General features: G+C 70.9%; 12 protein-coding genes. 6 read left to right on the forward strand and 6 right to left on the reverse strand.

Features of this window, described 5'->3' with window-relative positions:
• Window positions 1-93 precede the first annotated feature (93 nt).
• Window positions 94-723, forward strand: a complete 630-nt coding sequence (locus NR111_RS01630; RefSeq protein WP_256819616.1) for a hypothetical protein — start codon at window positions 94-96, stop codon at window positions 721-723.
• Window positions 720-2,219 (forward strand): NAD(P)/FAD-dependent oxidoreductase, encoded by a 1,500-nt coding sequence (locus tag NR111_RS01635; protein WP_256819617.1) that lies wholly within the window; start codon window positions 720-722, stop codon window positions 2,217-2,219. The genes NR111_RS01630 and NR111_RS01635 overlap by 4 nt, the downstream gene beginning before the upstream one ends.
• A gap of 8 nt (window positions 2,220-2,227) precedes the next feature.
• On the opposite strand, the gene NR111_RS01640 is transcribed toward NR111_RS01635, so the two are convergent.
• From NR111_RS01640 to NR111_RS01655, 4 genes are all read right to left on the reverse strand, one after another.
• A complete protein-coding gene (locus NR111_RS01640; protein ID WP_256819618.1) occupies window positions 2,228-3,844 on the reverse strand; it encodes a hypothetical protein in 1,617 nt (538 codons plus the stop codon).
• Window positions 3,845-3,921: 77 nt separating this feature from the next.
• On the reverse strand, window positions 3,922-4,935 hold the full coding sequence (gene ilvC, locus NR111_RS01645; RefSeq protein WP_069388416.1) for a ketol-acid reductoisomerase: 1,014 nt from the start codon (window positions 4,933-4,935) through the stop codon (window positions 3,922-3,924).
• Between the two features lie 54 nt (window positions 4,936-4,989).
• Entirely contained in the window at window positions 4,990-5,496 is a 507-nt protein-coding gene (gene ilvN, locus NR111_RS01650) for an acetolactate synthase small subunit (RefSeq protein WP_067718247.1), read from the reverse strand.
• Window positions 5,493-7,388, reverse strand: a complete 1,896-nt coding sequence (locus NR111_RS01655; protein WP_096905282.1) for an acetolactate synthase large subunit — start codon at window positions 7,386-7,388, stop codon at window positions 5,493-5,495. Before NR111_RS01655 ends, ilvN begins: the two co-directional genes overlap by 4 nt.
• Window positions 7,389-7,675: 287 nt before the next feature.
• Here NR111_RS01655 and NR111_RS01660 point away from each other — a divergent pair, with 287 nt between their 5' ends.
• Window positions 7,676-8,110: a PH domain-containing protein gene (locus NR111_RS01660; protein WP_083249449.1), complete on the forward strand. Its 435-nt coding sequence runs from the start codon at window positions 7,676-7,678 to the stop codon at window positions 8,108-8,110.
• Here the strand turns inward: NR111_RS01660 and NR111_RS01665 are convergent.
• The gene (locus tag NR111_RS01665) at window positions 8,003-9,496 is read right to left on the reverse strand and encodes a YhgE/Pip domain-containing protein (RefSeq protein WP_256819628.1); all 1,494 of its coding nucleotides are present in this window, start codon (window positions 9,494-9,496) and stop codon (window positions 8,003-8,005) included. The genes NR111_RS01660 and NR111_RS01665 overlap by 108 nt on opposite strands.
• Before the next feature lie 189 nt (window positions 9,497-9,685).
• Here NR111_RS01665 and ilvD point away from each other — a divergent pair, with 189 nt between their 5' ends.
• Window positions 9,686-11,524 carry a dihydroxy-acid dehydratase gene (gene ilvD / locus NR111_RS01670; RefSeq protein WP_256819630.1) on the forward strand — a complete coding sequence of 613 codons (1,839 nt, stop codon included), beginning with the start codon at window positions 9,686-9,688 and terminating at the stop codon, window positions 11,522-11,524.
• Between the two features lie 39 nt (window positions 11,525-11,563).
• On the opposite strand, the gene NR111_RS01675 is transcribed toward ilvD, so the two are convergent.
• Window positions 11,564-12,382, reverse strand: a complete 819-nt coding sequence (locus tag NR111_RS01675) for a DoxX family protein (protein WP_256819632.1) — start codon at window positions 12,380-12,382, stop codon at window positions 11,564-11,566.
• A gap of 67 nt (window positions 12,383-12,449) precedes the next feature.
• Here NR111_RS01675 and NR111_RS01680 point away from each other — a divergent pair, with 67 nt between their 5' ends.
• On the forward strand, window positions 12,450-13,472 hold the full coding sequence (locus NR111_RS01680) for an oxidoreductase (RefSeq protein ID WP_067718261.1): 1,023 nt from the start codon (window positions 12,450-12,452) through the stop codon (window positions 13,470-13,472).
• A gap of 100 nt (window positions 13,473-13,572) precedes the next feature.
• Window positions 13,573-15,102: an HNH endonuclease signature motif containing protein gene (locus NR111_RS01685; protein WP_256819635.1), complete on the forward strand. Its 1,530-nt coding sequence runs from the start codon at window positions 13,573-13,575 to the stop codon at window positions 15,100-15,102.
• The last annotated feature ends 71 nt before the right edge of the window (window positions 15,103-15,173 follow it).

The following is a 15,173-nucleotide window of genomic DNA, read 5'->3' on the forward strand; positions in this document are numbered from 1 at the left end:
GCGTCGAGCAGTGGCCGGTACGCGCCCGGACGCCTACCGTGACGGGGGTCGGCGACCCGCCGTGACCACCGCCACGCGACGAACGGAGCACCGATGCCCCGCACTCCCCGGTCGGCCCAGCCGCCGGTCCGTTTCCCCGATCCCTGGCTGCCGGTGCTGGCACCGGCACGCGGCCCGTCGGCGGTGGCGATGTATCTGCGGGCCCACCTGTACGGCGCCGCGGTGGGCCGGAGCGTCCTGGACCGCTGCATCAGTGCGGTCGATCCGGAGGACCGGGTCCGGTTGGTTCCGCTGCGCGCGGAGTTCGAGGAGGAGATCGACACCGCCTCCCGCCTGTTGGCGGTGCTGTCACCGTTGGGGACGCCGGGTCGTCGTCTGGTGCGGTTGTCGGCCGCGGTCACCCTGACCGCGCTGCCGGTGGGCCCGGTGGTGCGCGATCCGTTGGCACGGCTCGCCGTCCTGGAGGCGCTGCGCACGCTGGTGGTAGCCAAACGGTCGATGTGGGAGTTGCTCGCCGCGTCGTGGGTCGCGGACGGCCCGGCGTCCGCTGCCGGGAGATCCGGTGGGGAGCCCGACGACAGCAGCGACGACGACGACAGCGACGACGAGCCCGGCGGTCCCGGCACCGGCCGGCTGCTGCGGGGACTGGCCGACCAGGCCCGGTCACAGGAAGAACTGCTGGAGCGGTTGCGGCGCACCTACGGTCTGGCGGTCTTCGAATGAGCGCGGCGGGGACCGTACGTGCGGACGTCGTCGTGGTGGGCTCCGGCCCCAACGGCCTGGCCACCGCGCTGCTGTGTGCGAGGGCCGGGCGGCGGGTGGTGGTGCTGGAGGCCCAGGAGACGATCGGCGGCGGGTGCCGGACCCTGCCGATGAGCGATATCGCGACCGGTATCCCGGAGGACCTGGCGGACGGGCTCCTGGTGGACCCGTGTTCGGCCGTGCACCCCATGGCGGCGGCCTCCCCGTTCTTCCGCGGGTTCGACCTTCCGGCCCACGGGGTCGAGATGGTCACACCCCCCGTCCAGCTGGCTCACGCACTACCGGGCCGCGACGCGATCGTCGTGCCCGCGGCCCCCTCCCCCGCCGCCCTCGCCGAGGGCCTGGGGTCACGCGCCGAGGCGGACCGGTGGTGGAAGCTCATGGGCCCCCTGGGCCGCAGGGCGGAGGACGTCGTGGCGACGGCCCTGTCCGATCAGCGCTCGGTCCCGCCCGTGGGGGCGACCGCGGCGCTCGGCGCGGCGTTCGTCCGCGCCCACCCACGCGGCGCACTCGGTGACGCACTCGGGCCGGACGGACGCACCCTCCTGAGCGGTATCTCGGCCCACGCGATCACCCCGCTGTCCTCCCCGGCCGCGACGGGGGTGGGCCTCGTCCTGGGCTCGTTGCTGCACTCGCCGCTCGGCTGGACGCTGCCGGTCGGCGGCAGCGGGGCCATCACCGCCGCGCTGGCCGAGGCGATCCGGGACGCCGGGGGTGAGATCCGCACCGGGGTCGGGGTGGATTCGCTGGCACGGCTCGACGCCCGGGACGTCGTCTTCAACACGTCCTCGCGGATCCTCGGCGAGATCCTCATGGCGTCCTCGCCCTCTGCGGCCGTGGCCCGCCGTGCACGCAGACTCCTGGAGGCGCCGGTCGGCGGGGCCGCGGCGAAGGTCGACCTGGTCCTGTCCGGCCCGGTTCCGTGGCGCGACGGCCGGCTCGCCGACGCCGGCACTGTCCACCTGGGTGGGGATTCCCATGCCATCGCGGCCGCCGAGCGCGAGGTCGCCGCCGGTCGGCACGCCGATCGGCCCATGATCCTCGTCTCCCAGCCGTGGGTGACCGACCCGGGACGAATCGCCCCGGACGGTCGACGTCCACTGTGGACCTACGCGCACGTGCCCGCGTTCTCCGACCTTGACCAGACCGAGCAGGTGCTCGCCGCGCTCGAGGCGGTCGCGCCGGGGGTGCGGGACGTGGTCGTGGCCGCCCACTGCACGCCCGCGGACCGGATGGCCGAGCACAACGCCAACAACGCCGGTGGGGACATCGCGGCGGGGCGCGTGGACCTGCGGGGGCTCATCGCCCGCCCGGTGCCGCGGGCCGACCCGTTCGCGACCGGTGTGCCCGGGGTGTGGCACGCCTCCGGCTCGACCCCTCCCGGCCCGGGCGTGCACGGCATGGCCGGGCAGCACGTGGCGGAGCGCATCCTCGGCGGGTTACCGACTCGCTGGTAGGAAGCGAATCACTGGTAGGACACGAACCACGGCCGGGGCTCGACCGCCATGGTCTGCTCGGGCGTGAACGTGGGGGTGTCCTCGTCGTAGAAGTTCTTCCACGCCATCCGGATGCCGGGCGGCAGCCCGCTGCGCAGGACGTCCCACGTCTCCATCTTCAGGTCCGGGGTGCCGTGACCGTCGGCGTGCAGGACGATCGACACCTCCGGCCTGGAGGTGTCTATCTGGTCGCGGTCGTCGATCATGGCCATGCTGAACTGGTGGAGGATGAGGAGCTTCTGTGGCCCTCCGCTGTCCCGGGTCAGGTCCGCCAGCCAGTCGGTGACCCGGTTGATCTCCTCGGCGTCCACCGACCCGATCTGCGCGCCCGGCTGTTGTCCCGGCTCGAGCTTCCACTCGGGGTCGAGCGCGAGTCCGACGTTCGGGCGGGTGAGCAACTCCTCGAAGATCCTCGCCTGGTCGAGGAGGTCGGCCATGCCGGGCTGGAGGTCGATCACCGCGTACCCGCCGGCGTCGGTGATGGCGTCGATCAGCGGGACGAACTCCTGCGGGTCCCACTCGTTGGTGTAGTTGCCGTCGGGTCCGGCGGACGTCGAGGCGACCGTCGCGATGATCTCGAACGCCGGGATGACCGGTTCCGGGGAGTGCGGCTGGTACTCCCCGACCAACTGCTGAACCCGCGCCACGCTCTCCTCTGGTCCCTGCTCGCCGAGGATCCCCAGGGCAGGGGTGATCGGCGACCCGTAGGCGGCCACGAACCGCCGGCCCGGGAACAGCAGCTGTCCGCCGCCCGGCAGTTCGGGAACCGTCCGCGCCTTCTCCACCCGGTCCTCGAGTTCGTCCTCGGTGCCCCACCCGGGCCCGAGCGCGTAGACCGCCTCGGCGTCCCGCACCGCCTCCACGGACCCGCCGTCGACCCGCGGGTCCGGGGTACGGAGGTGGGACACCGCCGCCCCGACGGCCACTGCCGTCGCGACCGCCGCGACCGGCGTCTCGTCGTACACGAGCACGCTGGGTGCGCCCTCTCCGTCCCATGCGGGTTCGCCGCTGTCGAACGGATCGGGGGCCGCGCCCGCGCCGTCGGCAGCGGTGATCTCCCCGGCCGTCATCAGCGCAGGCGTACCCGGCACCTGGTGGACGGTGACGTCGTCGATCCGCCCCGGCGGGACCTCGACCTCGGAGTCGAACGTGATCCCGGTCAGCTCCTCGAGCTCCGGCCGACCTCCCGGGGCGTCGACCACCTCGCCGTCGTCGGGTGTGAAGGCCACCTGCCCGACCCGCAACACCCGCTCGGCGCCGAGTCGCGACACCTCGTCGGCCAATGCCGCGTCCCCGCCCTCGACGGCGGTGAGCATCGGTGCGTGCAACCCGACCGCGACGGAGGCGGCGCGCGCCTGCGCGGCGGCGTCCGGGGCTGCCACCACGACCACCGGGGCGGACTCGATGAGCAGTCTCGTGGTCTCCACGCCGGACCCGTCGGCGTCGGCGGCGACCCGCGTGCCCTCCACCGGGGCGGCTTCGGTTCTCGGTCCGCCGTCACCGGGGTCGGACGTACACGCCACGGTCGTCCCCACCAGGGAAACGGCGAGGACCGCCGCACCCACTCCTCGGTTGAAGTGGCGCACGGCGGTCCTCCTGCTGAAGTCGGGAATCGATCCCGGTGGACCCTACAGGGGCTTCACCGGGTCGGACCCGCGGACCCTCAGGCAGTCTCCGTGATCGGCCGGTCGACCCAGCTCATGAGGTCGCGCAGCTTCTGGCCGGTGACCTCGATCGGGTGCTCGGCGTTCTCCTTGCGGAGCTGCTCAAGCTCCTTATTGCCGCCCTCGACGTTGGCCACGAGGCGCTTGGTGAAGGTGCCGTCCTGGATGTCGGACAGGATCTCCTTCATGCGCTCCTTGGTGCCGGCGTCGATGACCCGCGGGCCGGAGAGGTAGCCGCCGAACTCCGCCGTGTCGGACACCGAGTAGTTCATGCGCGCGATGCCGCCCTCGTACATGAGATCGACGATGAGCTTGAGCTCGTGGAGCACCTCGAAGTAGGCGAGCTCCGGCTCGTAGCCGGCCTCGACCATGACCTCGAAGCCCGTCTTGACGAGCTCCTCGGTGCCGCCGCACAGCACGGCCTGCTCACCGAACAGGTCGGTCTCGGTCTCGTCCTTGAAGGTGGTCTTGATGACGCCCGCGCGGGTGCCACCGATCGCCTTCGCGTAGGACAGCGCGAGCGCCTCGCCCTCGCCCTTCGGGTCCTGCTCCACGGCGATGAGCGCCGGGACGCCCTTGCCGTCGACGAACTGACGACGCACGAGGTGACCGGGGCCCTTGGGGGCGACCATCGCGATGGTGATGTTCTCCGCCGGCTTGATGAGGCCGAAGTGGATGTTGAGGCCGTGACCGAAGAACAGCGCGTCGCCGTCGTTCAGGTTGGGCTCGATGTCCTCGGTGAAGATCTGCGCCTGCGAGGTGTCGGGGGCGAGCAGCATGATGACGTCGGCCCACTTGGTGGCCTCGGCGGCGGTCATGACCTTGAGGCCGGCCTCTTCGGCCTTCGCGCGGGACTTGGAGCCCTCACGCAGGCCGATCGCGACCTCGACTCCGGAGTCGCGCAGGCTGAGCGAGTGCGCGTGCCCCTGCGAGCCGTACCCGATGACGGCGACCTTGCGGCCCTGGATCAGCGACAGATCCGCCGAGTCGTCGTAGAACATCTCCACTGCCATGGTGGATTCCCTTCGTGTTGTTTCGTGAAGTCGAGACTTGTGTAGGAGTCGAGACTATCGAGTGGTGTTGATGGACTTGGGGCCGCGTCCGAGCGCGACCATGCCGGACTGCACGATCTCGCGGATCCCGTAGCCGTCGAGCATCCGCAGCAGCGCGTCGAGCTTGTCGGGGGTACCCGTGGCCTCGAGAGTGAGCGACTCGGGTGAGACGTCCACGATGTGTGCGCGGAACAGACTCGCGATCTCCACGATCTGACCGCGGTTGGTGGCGTCGGCGCGGACCTTGACGAGAGTGAGCTCGCGGGCCACCGAGCCGGCCGGATCCTGCTCGACGATCTTGATGACGTTGACGAGCTTGTTGAGCTGTTTGGTCACCTGCTCGAGCGGGAAGTCCTCGACGTTCACGACGATGGTCATGCGCGACAGGCCTTCGGTCTCGGTCGGGCCCACGGCCAGCGACTCGATGTTGAACCCGCGCCGGGAGAACAGCGACGAGACGCGCGCGAGCACGCCAGGCTTGTCCTCCACCAGCACGCTCAGGGTGTGGGAGCGAGCGCTCACTGGTCCTCCTCCTCGGCGGCGATCACCGCGGCGTCGATCCGCTCGGTCGCCTCGTGGATGTCCGCGGCGTCGTCCGCCACGGAGTCGGTGTCGTCGAACAGCGGCCGGATGTCCCGGGCCGCCATGATCTCGTCGTTGGACGTGCCCGCCGCGACCATCGGCCACACCTGGGCGTCCTTGCCCACGATGAAGTCGATGAGGACCGGGCGGTCGTTGATCGCGCGGGCCTGTGCGATCACGTCGTCGACGTCCTCGGCGCGCTCACACCGCAGCGCCACGCAGCCCAGGGCCTCGCCGAGCTTGACGAAGTCCGGGATGTGCATGGAGTGGGTCGACAGGTCGGTCTGCGAGTACCGCTCCTCGTAGAACAGTGTCTGCCACTGACGGACCATGCCGAGGTTGCCGTTGTTGATCAGCGCCACCTTGATGGGTGCGCCCTCGATGGCGCAGGTGGCCAGCTCCTGGTTCGTCATCTGGAAGCAGCCGTCGCCGTCGATGGCCCAGACCTCGGCGTCCTGACGGCCGAACTTGGCACCCATCGCCGCGGGGACCGCGTACCCCATGGTCCCCAGGCCGCCCGAGTTCAGCCACGTGCGCGGCTTCTCGTACTGGACGAACTGGGCCGCCCACATCTGGTGCTGGCCGACGCCCGCGCAGTACACGGCGTCCGGGCCGGCGGCGGCGCTCAACCGCTCGATGACGTACTCGGGAGACAGGGAGCCGTCCGACTGCGGGCCGTAGCCAAGCGGGAACTCACTGCGGATCTCGTCCAGCTCACCGACCCACACGGCGGGCTCGCCCAGCGTGCCGGATTCGCGCGCGCCGCGCAGCGTCTCGACGAGCTCGACGAGGACCTCCTTGATGTCGCCGACGATCGGCACGTCAACGGCTCGGTTCTTGCCGATCTCGGCCGGGTCGATGTCGGCGTGGATGACCTTGGCGTCCGGCGCGAAGGTGTCGAGACGACCGGTGACCCGGTCGTCGAACCGGGCGCCCAGGGTGACCAGCAGATCGGACCGCTGCAGCGCCGCGACGGCGGCGACGGTTCCGTGCATCCCCGGCATGCCGTAGTGCAGCCGGTGGGAATCCGGGAACGCCCCGCGCGCCATGAGCGTGGTCACGACCGGGATGCCGGTCAGCTCGGCGAGCGCCATGAGCTCCGCGGAGGCGTCGGCCTTGATGACGCCGCCGCCGACATACAGCACCGGGCGCCTGGCCTTGCCGATCATCCGGGCGGCCTCACGGATCTGCTTGCCGTGCGGCTTGGTGACGGGCCGGTAGCCGGGCAGCTTCATCTCCGGCGGCCACGAGAACGTCATCTCGGCCTGCAGGACGTCCTTGGGGATGTCCACGAGCACAGCGCCGGGGCGACCTGTCTGCGCGATGTGGAACGCCTCGGCGATCATCCGCGGGATGTCCTCGCCGTGGGACACGAGGAAGTTGTGCTTGGTGATCGGCATGGTGATGCCCGAGATGTCGGCTTCCTGGAAACCGTCCGTGCCGATGAGTGCGGTCCCGACCTGACCCGTGATCGCCACGATCGGGACCGAGTCCATCTGCGCGTCCGCGAGCGGGGTCACCAGGTTGGTGGCGCCGGGGCCCGAGGTCGCCATGCAGACGCCGACCCTTCCGGTCGCCTGGGCGTAGCCGGTCGCTGCGTGACCGGCGCCCTGCTCGTGCCGGACCAGGACGTGCCGGACCTTGGCCGAGTCGTAGAGCGGGTCGTAGACCGGCAGGATGGCCCCGCCGGGGATGCCGAAGACGACCTCGGTGCCGATCTCCTCGAGGGACCGGACGACGGCCTGGGCCCCCGTCATCCGCTCTGGGGCCGCGGACCGGGCCTTCTGCTCTGCACCCGGACGGGGTCCGGGCTGTGCCGTTGGTGCGCTCACTTCAACTGTCCTTCATGCTGGTCGTGGAGCCGTGGTTCGTGGTCGGGCGTGATCGTGGATATCTCTGACCGCGGTCTGACCCGGCAACAAAAAACCCCCGTCGGCCACGAAAGGCCGGCGAGGGTGCGCGTCGACGGAAAGCCAGGTAGGGCTCAGGCGCCGACGCGCCGGCCGAGTACGAGACCGTTCCAGGTGTTCACGAGGCCCAGACTAGGCCGCGGCCGACGGCAGCGTCAACTCGTGGAACATCGATCCCACTATGTGGGCCATGCCAGACTGGAGGCATCATGAGTGCCCCTTTCAGAGCTCCCGTCCCGGAGTCGAGCCCCCGCGATCACGCCCTCTTCCGGGTCAACCCGATGTCGTACGTCGTCATCGCCATTTTCGTGCTGGCGATCCTCTGGCCCGTCACGTCCTACCCCGTCGCCCTGGGCTGGCTGGTGCTGCTCCCCGTCGCCTTCGGTTGGTGGGTGGCCCGGACCTGGACCCGACTGGACGAGGACGGTGTCCACCTGTCGTCCTGGCGCTCCCGACGGTCCGTGCCGTGGGATGAGGTCAGGGGTGTGATGTTCCCCAAGCGTGGGTTCGCCCGGCTCGTGACCACCTCTGACACGTCACTCCCGATGGGCGGGGTCTCGTTCCACGACCTCCCGCGGCTGTCCGGCGCCAGCCGTGGCCGTATCCGCGACCCGTACGCCGCGAGCGGACCCGAGTCCGCCTGACCCTTGCGCTCCGCCTGACCCTCCCGCTCCGCCTGACCCTCCCGCTCCGCCGGTCACCCCGCGGCCGGCGGGGACCCGGTCGGCCACGGCCTGGCGTCGCATACCCATCCGCTCGTAGACGACGGTGACCGCCACACCCACGACGAGTCCTGCGACCGCCCAGCCGCCGAGGACCCAGACCGCGTGTCCGAGACCCGCCTCCCACCCGGAGTCGAAGAACATGATCGACCGCAGCCCGAGGTAGGCCTGGTGCATCGGCTGCAGTGTCCCGATGGCGACGAACACCCGCGGGAGCATCTCGGTCGGGGTGGCGCCGCCCGAAGTGGGGATGCCCAGCACCACGAACACCACGAGGTTCACGAGCAGACCGGCGTTGCCGACAGCAGCGATGATCGTGTGCGCACACACCCCGACCGCGACGATGACCAGGTTCGAGAACCAGAACATGTGCCACGGGTCGTACCCGGTGACACCGATGATGTCCGCCACCCACAGGACGAGCCCCGAGACGAGCGGCGCCGTGATCAGCGTGACCACCCACTTGCGGGCCAGTGTCTGGAGCCGCCCGAACGGCGCCACGTGGACATGGAGCGCCACCGGCCCGATCTCCAGCGGGATGAAGCCGAGACGGGCGTCCAGGAGGGCGGAGATGATCATCGCCCCGGTGAATCCCGCCAGGATCACGACCAGCGCGTAGAACATCGGGAGCGACGCGTTCGACACCCCGTCCGGCAGCGGGTTCCACGCGACGACGTCGATCGCCACCGGATCGGAGAGCGCGACCGCGGCCGCGGCGCCGACGGTCCTGCCCTCGGCCTCGGCCAGCAGCCGGGACTGCGACAGCAGTTCGGTCCCCATCCGGTCGTGGAACGACTCCTGCATCGCGTCCGCCATGGTGTTCATGACCTGACCGGAGACGATGGACACGCGAGGCGAGTACTCGAGTGAGATGCGCGCACGTTCGGGCGGCTCCGCCGCGTCGCCCGCCTCCGTCGCCGCAGCCTCGACCAACTCGGCCACCCGCCCGCTCAGCTCGGGTGGAATACGGACCGCACCGAAGTACGTCCCGTCCCGGAGGCCCTCCTCGGCCGCCTCCGGATCCACCACGTGCAACCGGACCCTCCCCCAGTCGTTGTTCTGGAGCAGCCCCGCGGTGATCCGCGACCCCATGTCGAGACCACGCGGACCGATCGGGGTCTCCAGGGTCGCGGCGGCGTCCTCGTCCACCACCGCCACCGGGATGTACCTCGCGTGGGACTGCGGATCCGCGGTGCCTCCCAGGTACATGAACGACAGGAGGAAGAACAGGCCACAGACCAGGGCCACCGCCCCCGCGGAGTGCGAGAGGAACTCTCGTAGCCCACCCGTGTGACCGGAGTCGGTCATGTCCATCCCCATTCGCGTCACGTCGAGGCCGGCCGGATGGCCGACCGTGAGAAGAGTAGACCCACATCGGGGCGTATTGTGTGGTGGTCACGGCGCGATCGGGTGCCGCCGCGGGGCGCGCGGACACCGCGGCCCCGTACGGCACGACCCCCGGAATGCGCCCTCCCCATCGAGTCGGAGCGAGGTCCCATGCCGCCCCTGAGGTCACGAACCAGTACCGCCGGACGCAACGCCGCGGGGGCGCGTGCCCTCTGGCGCGCGACCGGCATGACGGACTCGGACTTCGGTAAGCCGATCATCGCGATCGCGAACTCGTACACCCAGTTCGTGCCGGGCCACGTCCACCTGAAGAACGTCGGGGAGATCGTCGCCGAGCAGATCGCGGCGTCGGGCGGCGTGGCCCGGGAGTTCCACACCATCGCGGTGGACGACGGGATCGCGATGGGCCACGCGGGCATGCTCTACTCGCTGCCCAGCCGGGAGATCATCGCGGACTCGGTGGAGTACATGGTCAACGCCCACACGGCGGACGCCCTGGTGTGCATCTCGAACTGCGACAAGATCACCCCGGGCATGCTCAACGCCGCGATGCGGTTGAACATCCCCACCGTGTTCGTCTCCGGCGGGCCGATGGAGTCGGGGTTCTCCGTCGTCGTCGACGGCGTGGTCAAGGCGGGCTCGGACCTCATCACGGCGATCTCCGCGTCCGCCAACTCGGCCGTGGACGACGAGGGCCTCGACGCCATCGAGCGCTCGGCCTGCCCGACGTGCGGGTCCTGCTCCGGGATGTTCACCGCCAACTCCATGAACTGCCTCACCGAGGCCCTGGGGCTGTCGCTGCCCGGCAACGGCTCGACCCTGGCCACCCACAGTGCGCGGCGTGAACTGTTCGCCGAGGCCGGCCGGGTCATCGTCGACCTGTGCACCCGCTACTACCGGGACGAGGACGCCTCGGTGCTCCCCCGTTCGGTCGCCACCAGGTCGGCGTTCACCAACGCCATGGCGCTGGACGTCGCGATGGGCGGCTCCACCAACACCGTGCTCCACATCCTCGCCGCCGCGCAGGAGGGCGAGGTCGACTTCGACCTGGGCGACATCGAGCAGATCTCCCGCCGGATCCCCTGCCTGGCCAAGGTCGCGCCCAACTCGGACTACTACATGGAGCACGTCCACCGGGCCGGCGGCATCCCCGCGATCCTGGGCGAGCTGTACCGCGGGGGCCTGCTGGAGACGGACGTCCACTCGGTCCACTCCCCGTCGCTCGAGCAGTACGTCGCGGACTGGGACATCCGCAGCGGCACCGCGACCGAGAAGGCGATCGAGTTGTTCCACGCGGCCCCGGGCGGGGTGCGGACGATCGAGCCGTTCTCGACCGACAACCGCTGGGAGTCGCTCGACACGGACGCGGAGAACGGCTGTATCCACTCGGTCGAGCACCCGGCGACCGCGGAGGGCGGGCTCGCGGTCCTGCGCGGGAACATCGCGCCGGACGGGTCCGTCTTCAAGACCGCCGGCGTGTCCGAGGACAACTTCCACTTCTCCGGTCCGGCCAGGGTGGTCGAGTCCCAGGAGGAGGCCGTCTCGGTCATCCTGGACAAGACGCTGCAGGCCGGCGAGGTGCTGGTGGTGCTCTTCGAGGGCCCGGCCGGCGGTCCGGGGATGCAGGAGATGCTGCACCCCACGGCGTTCATCAAGGGTGCCGGCCTCGGGACGAAATGCGCGCTCATCACCGACGGCCGCTTCTCGGGCGGGTCGTCCGGGCTGTCCATCGGTCACATCGCACCGGAGGCCGCCTCGGGCGGCCCGATCGGCCTGGTGCGTGACGGTGACATCGTGACCATTGATGTCGCCACGCGGTCCATCTCGGTGGATGTCGACGACGACGAGCTGTCCCGCCGCCGCGCCGAGAAGGGCCCTCTCCCGTGGCGGCCGGTCAAGCGTGATCGGAAAGTGTCCACCGCTCTCCGCGCGTACGCCTCGATGGCGTCCTCGGCGGACAAGGGTGCCGTGCGCATCCTGCCCGACTGACGCGCCTGGTCAGGGCCGCGCGCCCCGGCTCCCGGGCTCTCAGCCCGCGGTGACCGGGGCGCTGTCGGCTGAGGAGGTCAGCGGATTGGTGCCGTTGAGGAAGTACCACACCAGACCGGCGATGACCGCCACGACGATCACCCACACGACGCCGCTGAAGCGGGGACGGTGGGACCATGCCCACTTGCGGTCGGCGGACCATCGTCCCGGTCCGGAGAAGAGGAGGGTCACCAGTGCCGCGGCGTAGAGGATCGACACCTCGAGTCCGCGGGTGGTGTCACTCAGCACGGGGATGGGGTCGGTCCCGGTCAGTCGGATCGCTATCCCCAGTCCGATGAGCCCCAGCAGACCGCCCGCCGCCACCGGGGTGGCGAGTCCCACCACGAGCATGACGCCCGCCACCAGTTCGACGGCGCCGCCGGCGATCGCCAGGATGCGGGCCTGGTCGAATCCGGAGTCGGTGAGAGTCTGCGTGAACCCGTCGATCCCGGGCCCGCCGAACAGTCCGACGAGCTTCTGCAGTCCCCGCATCGCGAGGAGGACGCCCACGGCCAGTCTCAGGACGAACAGCCCGAAGTCGGCCGTTCCCCGGCGGCCGATCGTGTCCCGCGACGCGGGCGCGATGGTGGTGGGCTGGTCACCGAAGGGCAGGGGCGAGGACACGTCGTACCCCCCGGACTCGGCGAACTGCGAGTAGTCGGTGCGCCCGGCCGCGGGGAACGCGGTGGTCGCGCCGTCCCCCGAGCCGCCCCGCGAACCGGCGCCCGCGCCCTGGGCGTTGGGGACGTCGAGCGGGTAATCGACGTCGTGGATGATCTCGGTACGGGCGTCGTCGTCTCCGCGCTTTGAGGAAGTCACGGATCGACTGTAGGCCGATGCCGGTGCGCGGACGCTGAAGGACACGGCGCGCCGTAGTCTGGTCGGCATGAGATCGCTCCCGCTGCTGCTGGCACTGGCCGTCGCCGTGTCCGGTTGCGCGAGGTTCGACGACCGCCTCGAGGACCCGTTCACGCCCGCGGCCGGGCCGGGGATGGGTGCCGCTCCGCCGAGCCCTCCCGGCGCACCGACCCCTCCCCCGACGTCGCGCCCCGGGGAGCCGGAGCCCCCGGCCGAGACGGGCCCCTGCGTCGATCCCGACCCCGCCGTCATCGCGACCTGCCTCGAGCCGGCCGTCGCGGTGGCCGGGCTCGGTGAGCGAGCGCTGGTCGCCGAGTCCACGGGCGGGGTGAAGATCGTCTCCGCCGATGCGGACCCCGAGCAGTTCGGCAGAGTGGATCCCCGGTCCGGTCGGGTGGCCGCGGTCGCGCCGTCCCCGGATTTCGCCCAGGACCGGTTGGTGTATCTCCTCGTCGTCGGCGACGGACCCACCCGGGTCGAACGACTGGCGCGCGGCGACGCCCCCCGCACGGTCGCGGAGCTCGCACCCGCGGACAGCGGTGGCCTCGCGTTCGTCGACGACATCCTGACCGTCGGCGCCGGCTCCGAGGTCGTCCGGTTCCCCACGTTCACCGGGATCGGCCGCGCGGAGGACCCCGAGGTGATCGGACGCGACCTCGGGCGCATCCAGGCGTTGTGTCCTCTCGGCGAGGATCTCTTCCTCTCCACGGTCACCGACCGCGGTGCGGCGATCCGGACACCGGATCGCACGGTGTGGACGTGGCCGGACCAGCGTTCCGCCGGTGGGTGCGCCGCATCCGAGGGCACGCTCGCCATCGCCCTCCCGGACGCCGAGCGGGTCGACACCCTCCAGACCGCCGGCGGCGCGGCTCGTGGTCAGCCCGAGGCGCTGGCCGAGGGCCGGTACGGGCGGCTGACCGGGTTGTCCGTCGTCGGCGAGGGCGTCCTGCTGGCGGGCACCACCAACAAGGATGGTGCATCACCGGTGCCCACCGATGACCGGGCCGTGATCCTCCCCCAGTCCGGTGGTGGCGGCGACGCCCGGACCTAGCTCGTCGAACGCTTGTGCCAATACGACACCCCGGGTAGGGTAGTACACACATTCGATTCGAAATGCCTGGCGCATGGGGGTGAGGGCCTTGGTGACGACGATGAGCCTTTCCGACTTCGGGGCGCTGCGCGCGGTGGATGAGCCGTTGGAGTCGTTGGACGCGTCAGCGCTCAGCGAGGTGGCCCGGTCGGTGACGCTGGCGCAGAACCTCGCCGCGGCGAGGCGGCTGCACGCCGCGTACCTGCTGGTGGAGAGCTTCCGCCGCCTGGACGAGGCCACCCACGGCGACACGCAAGACGACACCCGCCCCGCCCACGCCCGCCTGGATCCGGCCGGCCGGGCCCGCGACCACCTGGCCGCGGCCATGTCACTGACCTGCTGGCACGCCGGCCACCTGGTCACCGCCGCCATCCAGGCCCACACCCGGCTCCCGCTACTGCGGGGCGCCCTCGAACGCGGCCTGCTGCCCGAGCAACTCGCCATCGACGCCGCCTGCCGCCTGGCCGGCGTGCCCGATGAGGTCGTCGGCGCCGTCGAGTCCGATGTCATCGGCCGCCTCACCCGGGCCCTTGCCGGCGGCCACCGGCCCAGCCGCTCCGCACTGGACACCTCCGTGGACAACGCGGTCGCACGCCACGCCCCACAAGCCGCCCAGGACGCCGCAGACGCCGCCGCCGAAGAACGGACCGTGCGGTTCCGCCCCGGACGCAACGGCATGACCTCCATGTGGGCCAACCTGCCCTCCGGCGACGCCGAGAAGCTGCGCCGCCGCATCGAGGCCGCCGCCCGTGCCGCCGCAGACCTGTGCCATCCCCGCAGCCGCAACCAACTCCGCGCCGACGCCCTCATCGCCCTGGGCGACCCCAACACCACCGACATCGCCGACCCCGCACACCACCCCGAGGACACCGCGAACACCGTCGACGGCGACCGCGGCCACCTGCCCCCGCTGGGCGCCTCATGGGGCACCGACAAGCCCGTCCGCATCTCGGTCATCAACACCATCGCCGAAGGACTGCCCAACCAGGTCCAGTTCGTCAACGGCGCCTACGCCAGCTTCGACTGGCTGTGCGAGGAGATCCTCTCCGGTGGCGACGCCACCGTCCGGTTCGAACTCATCGACCCCGCCCCCGGCACCCTCGACGCCCCCGAAGCACTCCTCAAATACTTCATCACCCCGGCCCTGGCCGAACGGATCCGACTACGCGACGGAACCTGCCGCCACCCCGGATGCACCGTCGACGCCCACGACTGTGAAATCGACCACGTCATCGCGTTCGACCACCGGCGCCCCGAACTGGGCGGCCCCACCGCCGAGTGGAACCTGATGTGCCTCTGCCGCAAACACCACCGCGAGAAGACCTTCGGCCACTGCGCCTACCGCCCCGGCCCCCTCGGCGAGCTGACCATCATCACCGAAACCGGCCACGAACACCACACCAACCCCACCGGCCCCCTGGCCCAGGCACGCAACCACATCCTCGAACGCCAATGGCAAGAACACCTCGACCGCCTCACCGCCGACGACGGCCACCTCACCAACCCGCCAGGCACCACCCGGCCGAACGCCACCGGCACCGAACGGCGACTCCGCCCTGATGACGCGACCGAGGGCGATCAGTCCGCATAGCCTTGGTCGGTCGGCGTGGATGGCCGTGCCGATTCAGGTACCGTGCCGATTTCGCTACCGTGCCGATTCAG

The sequence above is a fragment of the Dietzia sp. Die43 genome (assembly GCF_024519835.1).
GTDB classification, from domain to species: domain Bacteria; phylum Actinomycetota; class Actinomycetes; order Mycobacteriales; family Mycobacteriaceae; genus Dietzia; species Dietzia kunjamensis.

Coding starts and splice junctions, on each gene's coding strand:
- NR111_RS01630 (WP_256819616.1), top strand. CDS start 94: ATGCCCCGCACTCCCCGGTCGGCCCAGCCGCCGGTCCGTTTCCCCGAT.
- NR111_RS01635 (WP_256819617.1), top strand. CDS start 720: ATGAGCGCGGCGGGGACCGTACGTGCGGACGTCGTCGTGGTGGGCTCC.
- ilvC (WP_069388416.1), bottom strand. CDS start 4,935: ATGGCAGTGGAGATGTTCTACGACGACTCGGCGGATCTGTCGCTGATC.
- NR111_RS01660 (WP_083249449.1), top strand. CDS start 7,676: ATGAGTGCCCCTTTCAGAGCTCCCGTCCCGGAGTCGAGCCCCCGCGAT.
- NR111_RS01665 (WP_256819628.1), bottom strand. CDS start 9,496: ATGACCGACTCCGGTCACACGGGTGGGCTACGAGAGTTCCTCTCGCAC.
- ilvD (WP_256819630.1), top strand. CDS start 9,686: ATGCCGCCCCTGAGGTCACGAACCAGTACCGCCGGACGCAACGCCGCG.
- NR111_RS01680 (WP_067718261.1), top strand. CDS start 12,450: ATGAGATCGCTCCCGCTGCTGCTGGCACTGGCCGTCGCCGTGTCCGGT.
- NR111_RS01685 (WP_256819635.1), top strand. CDS start 13,573: ATGAGCCTTTCCGACTTCGGGGCGCTGCGCGCGGTGGATGAGCCGTTG.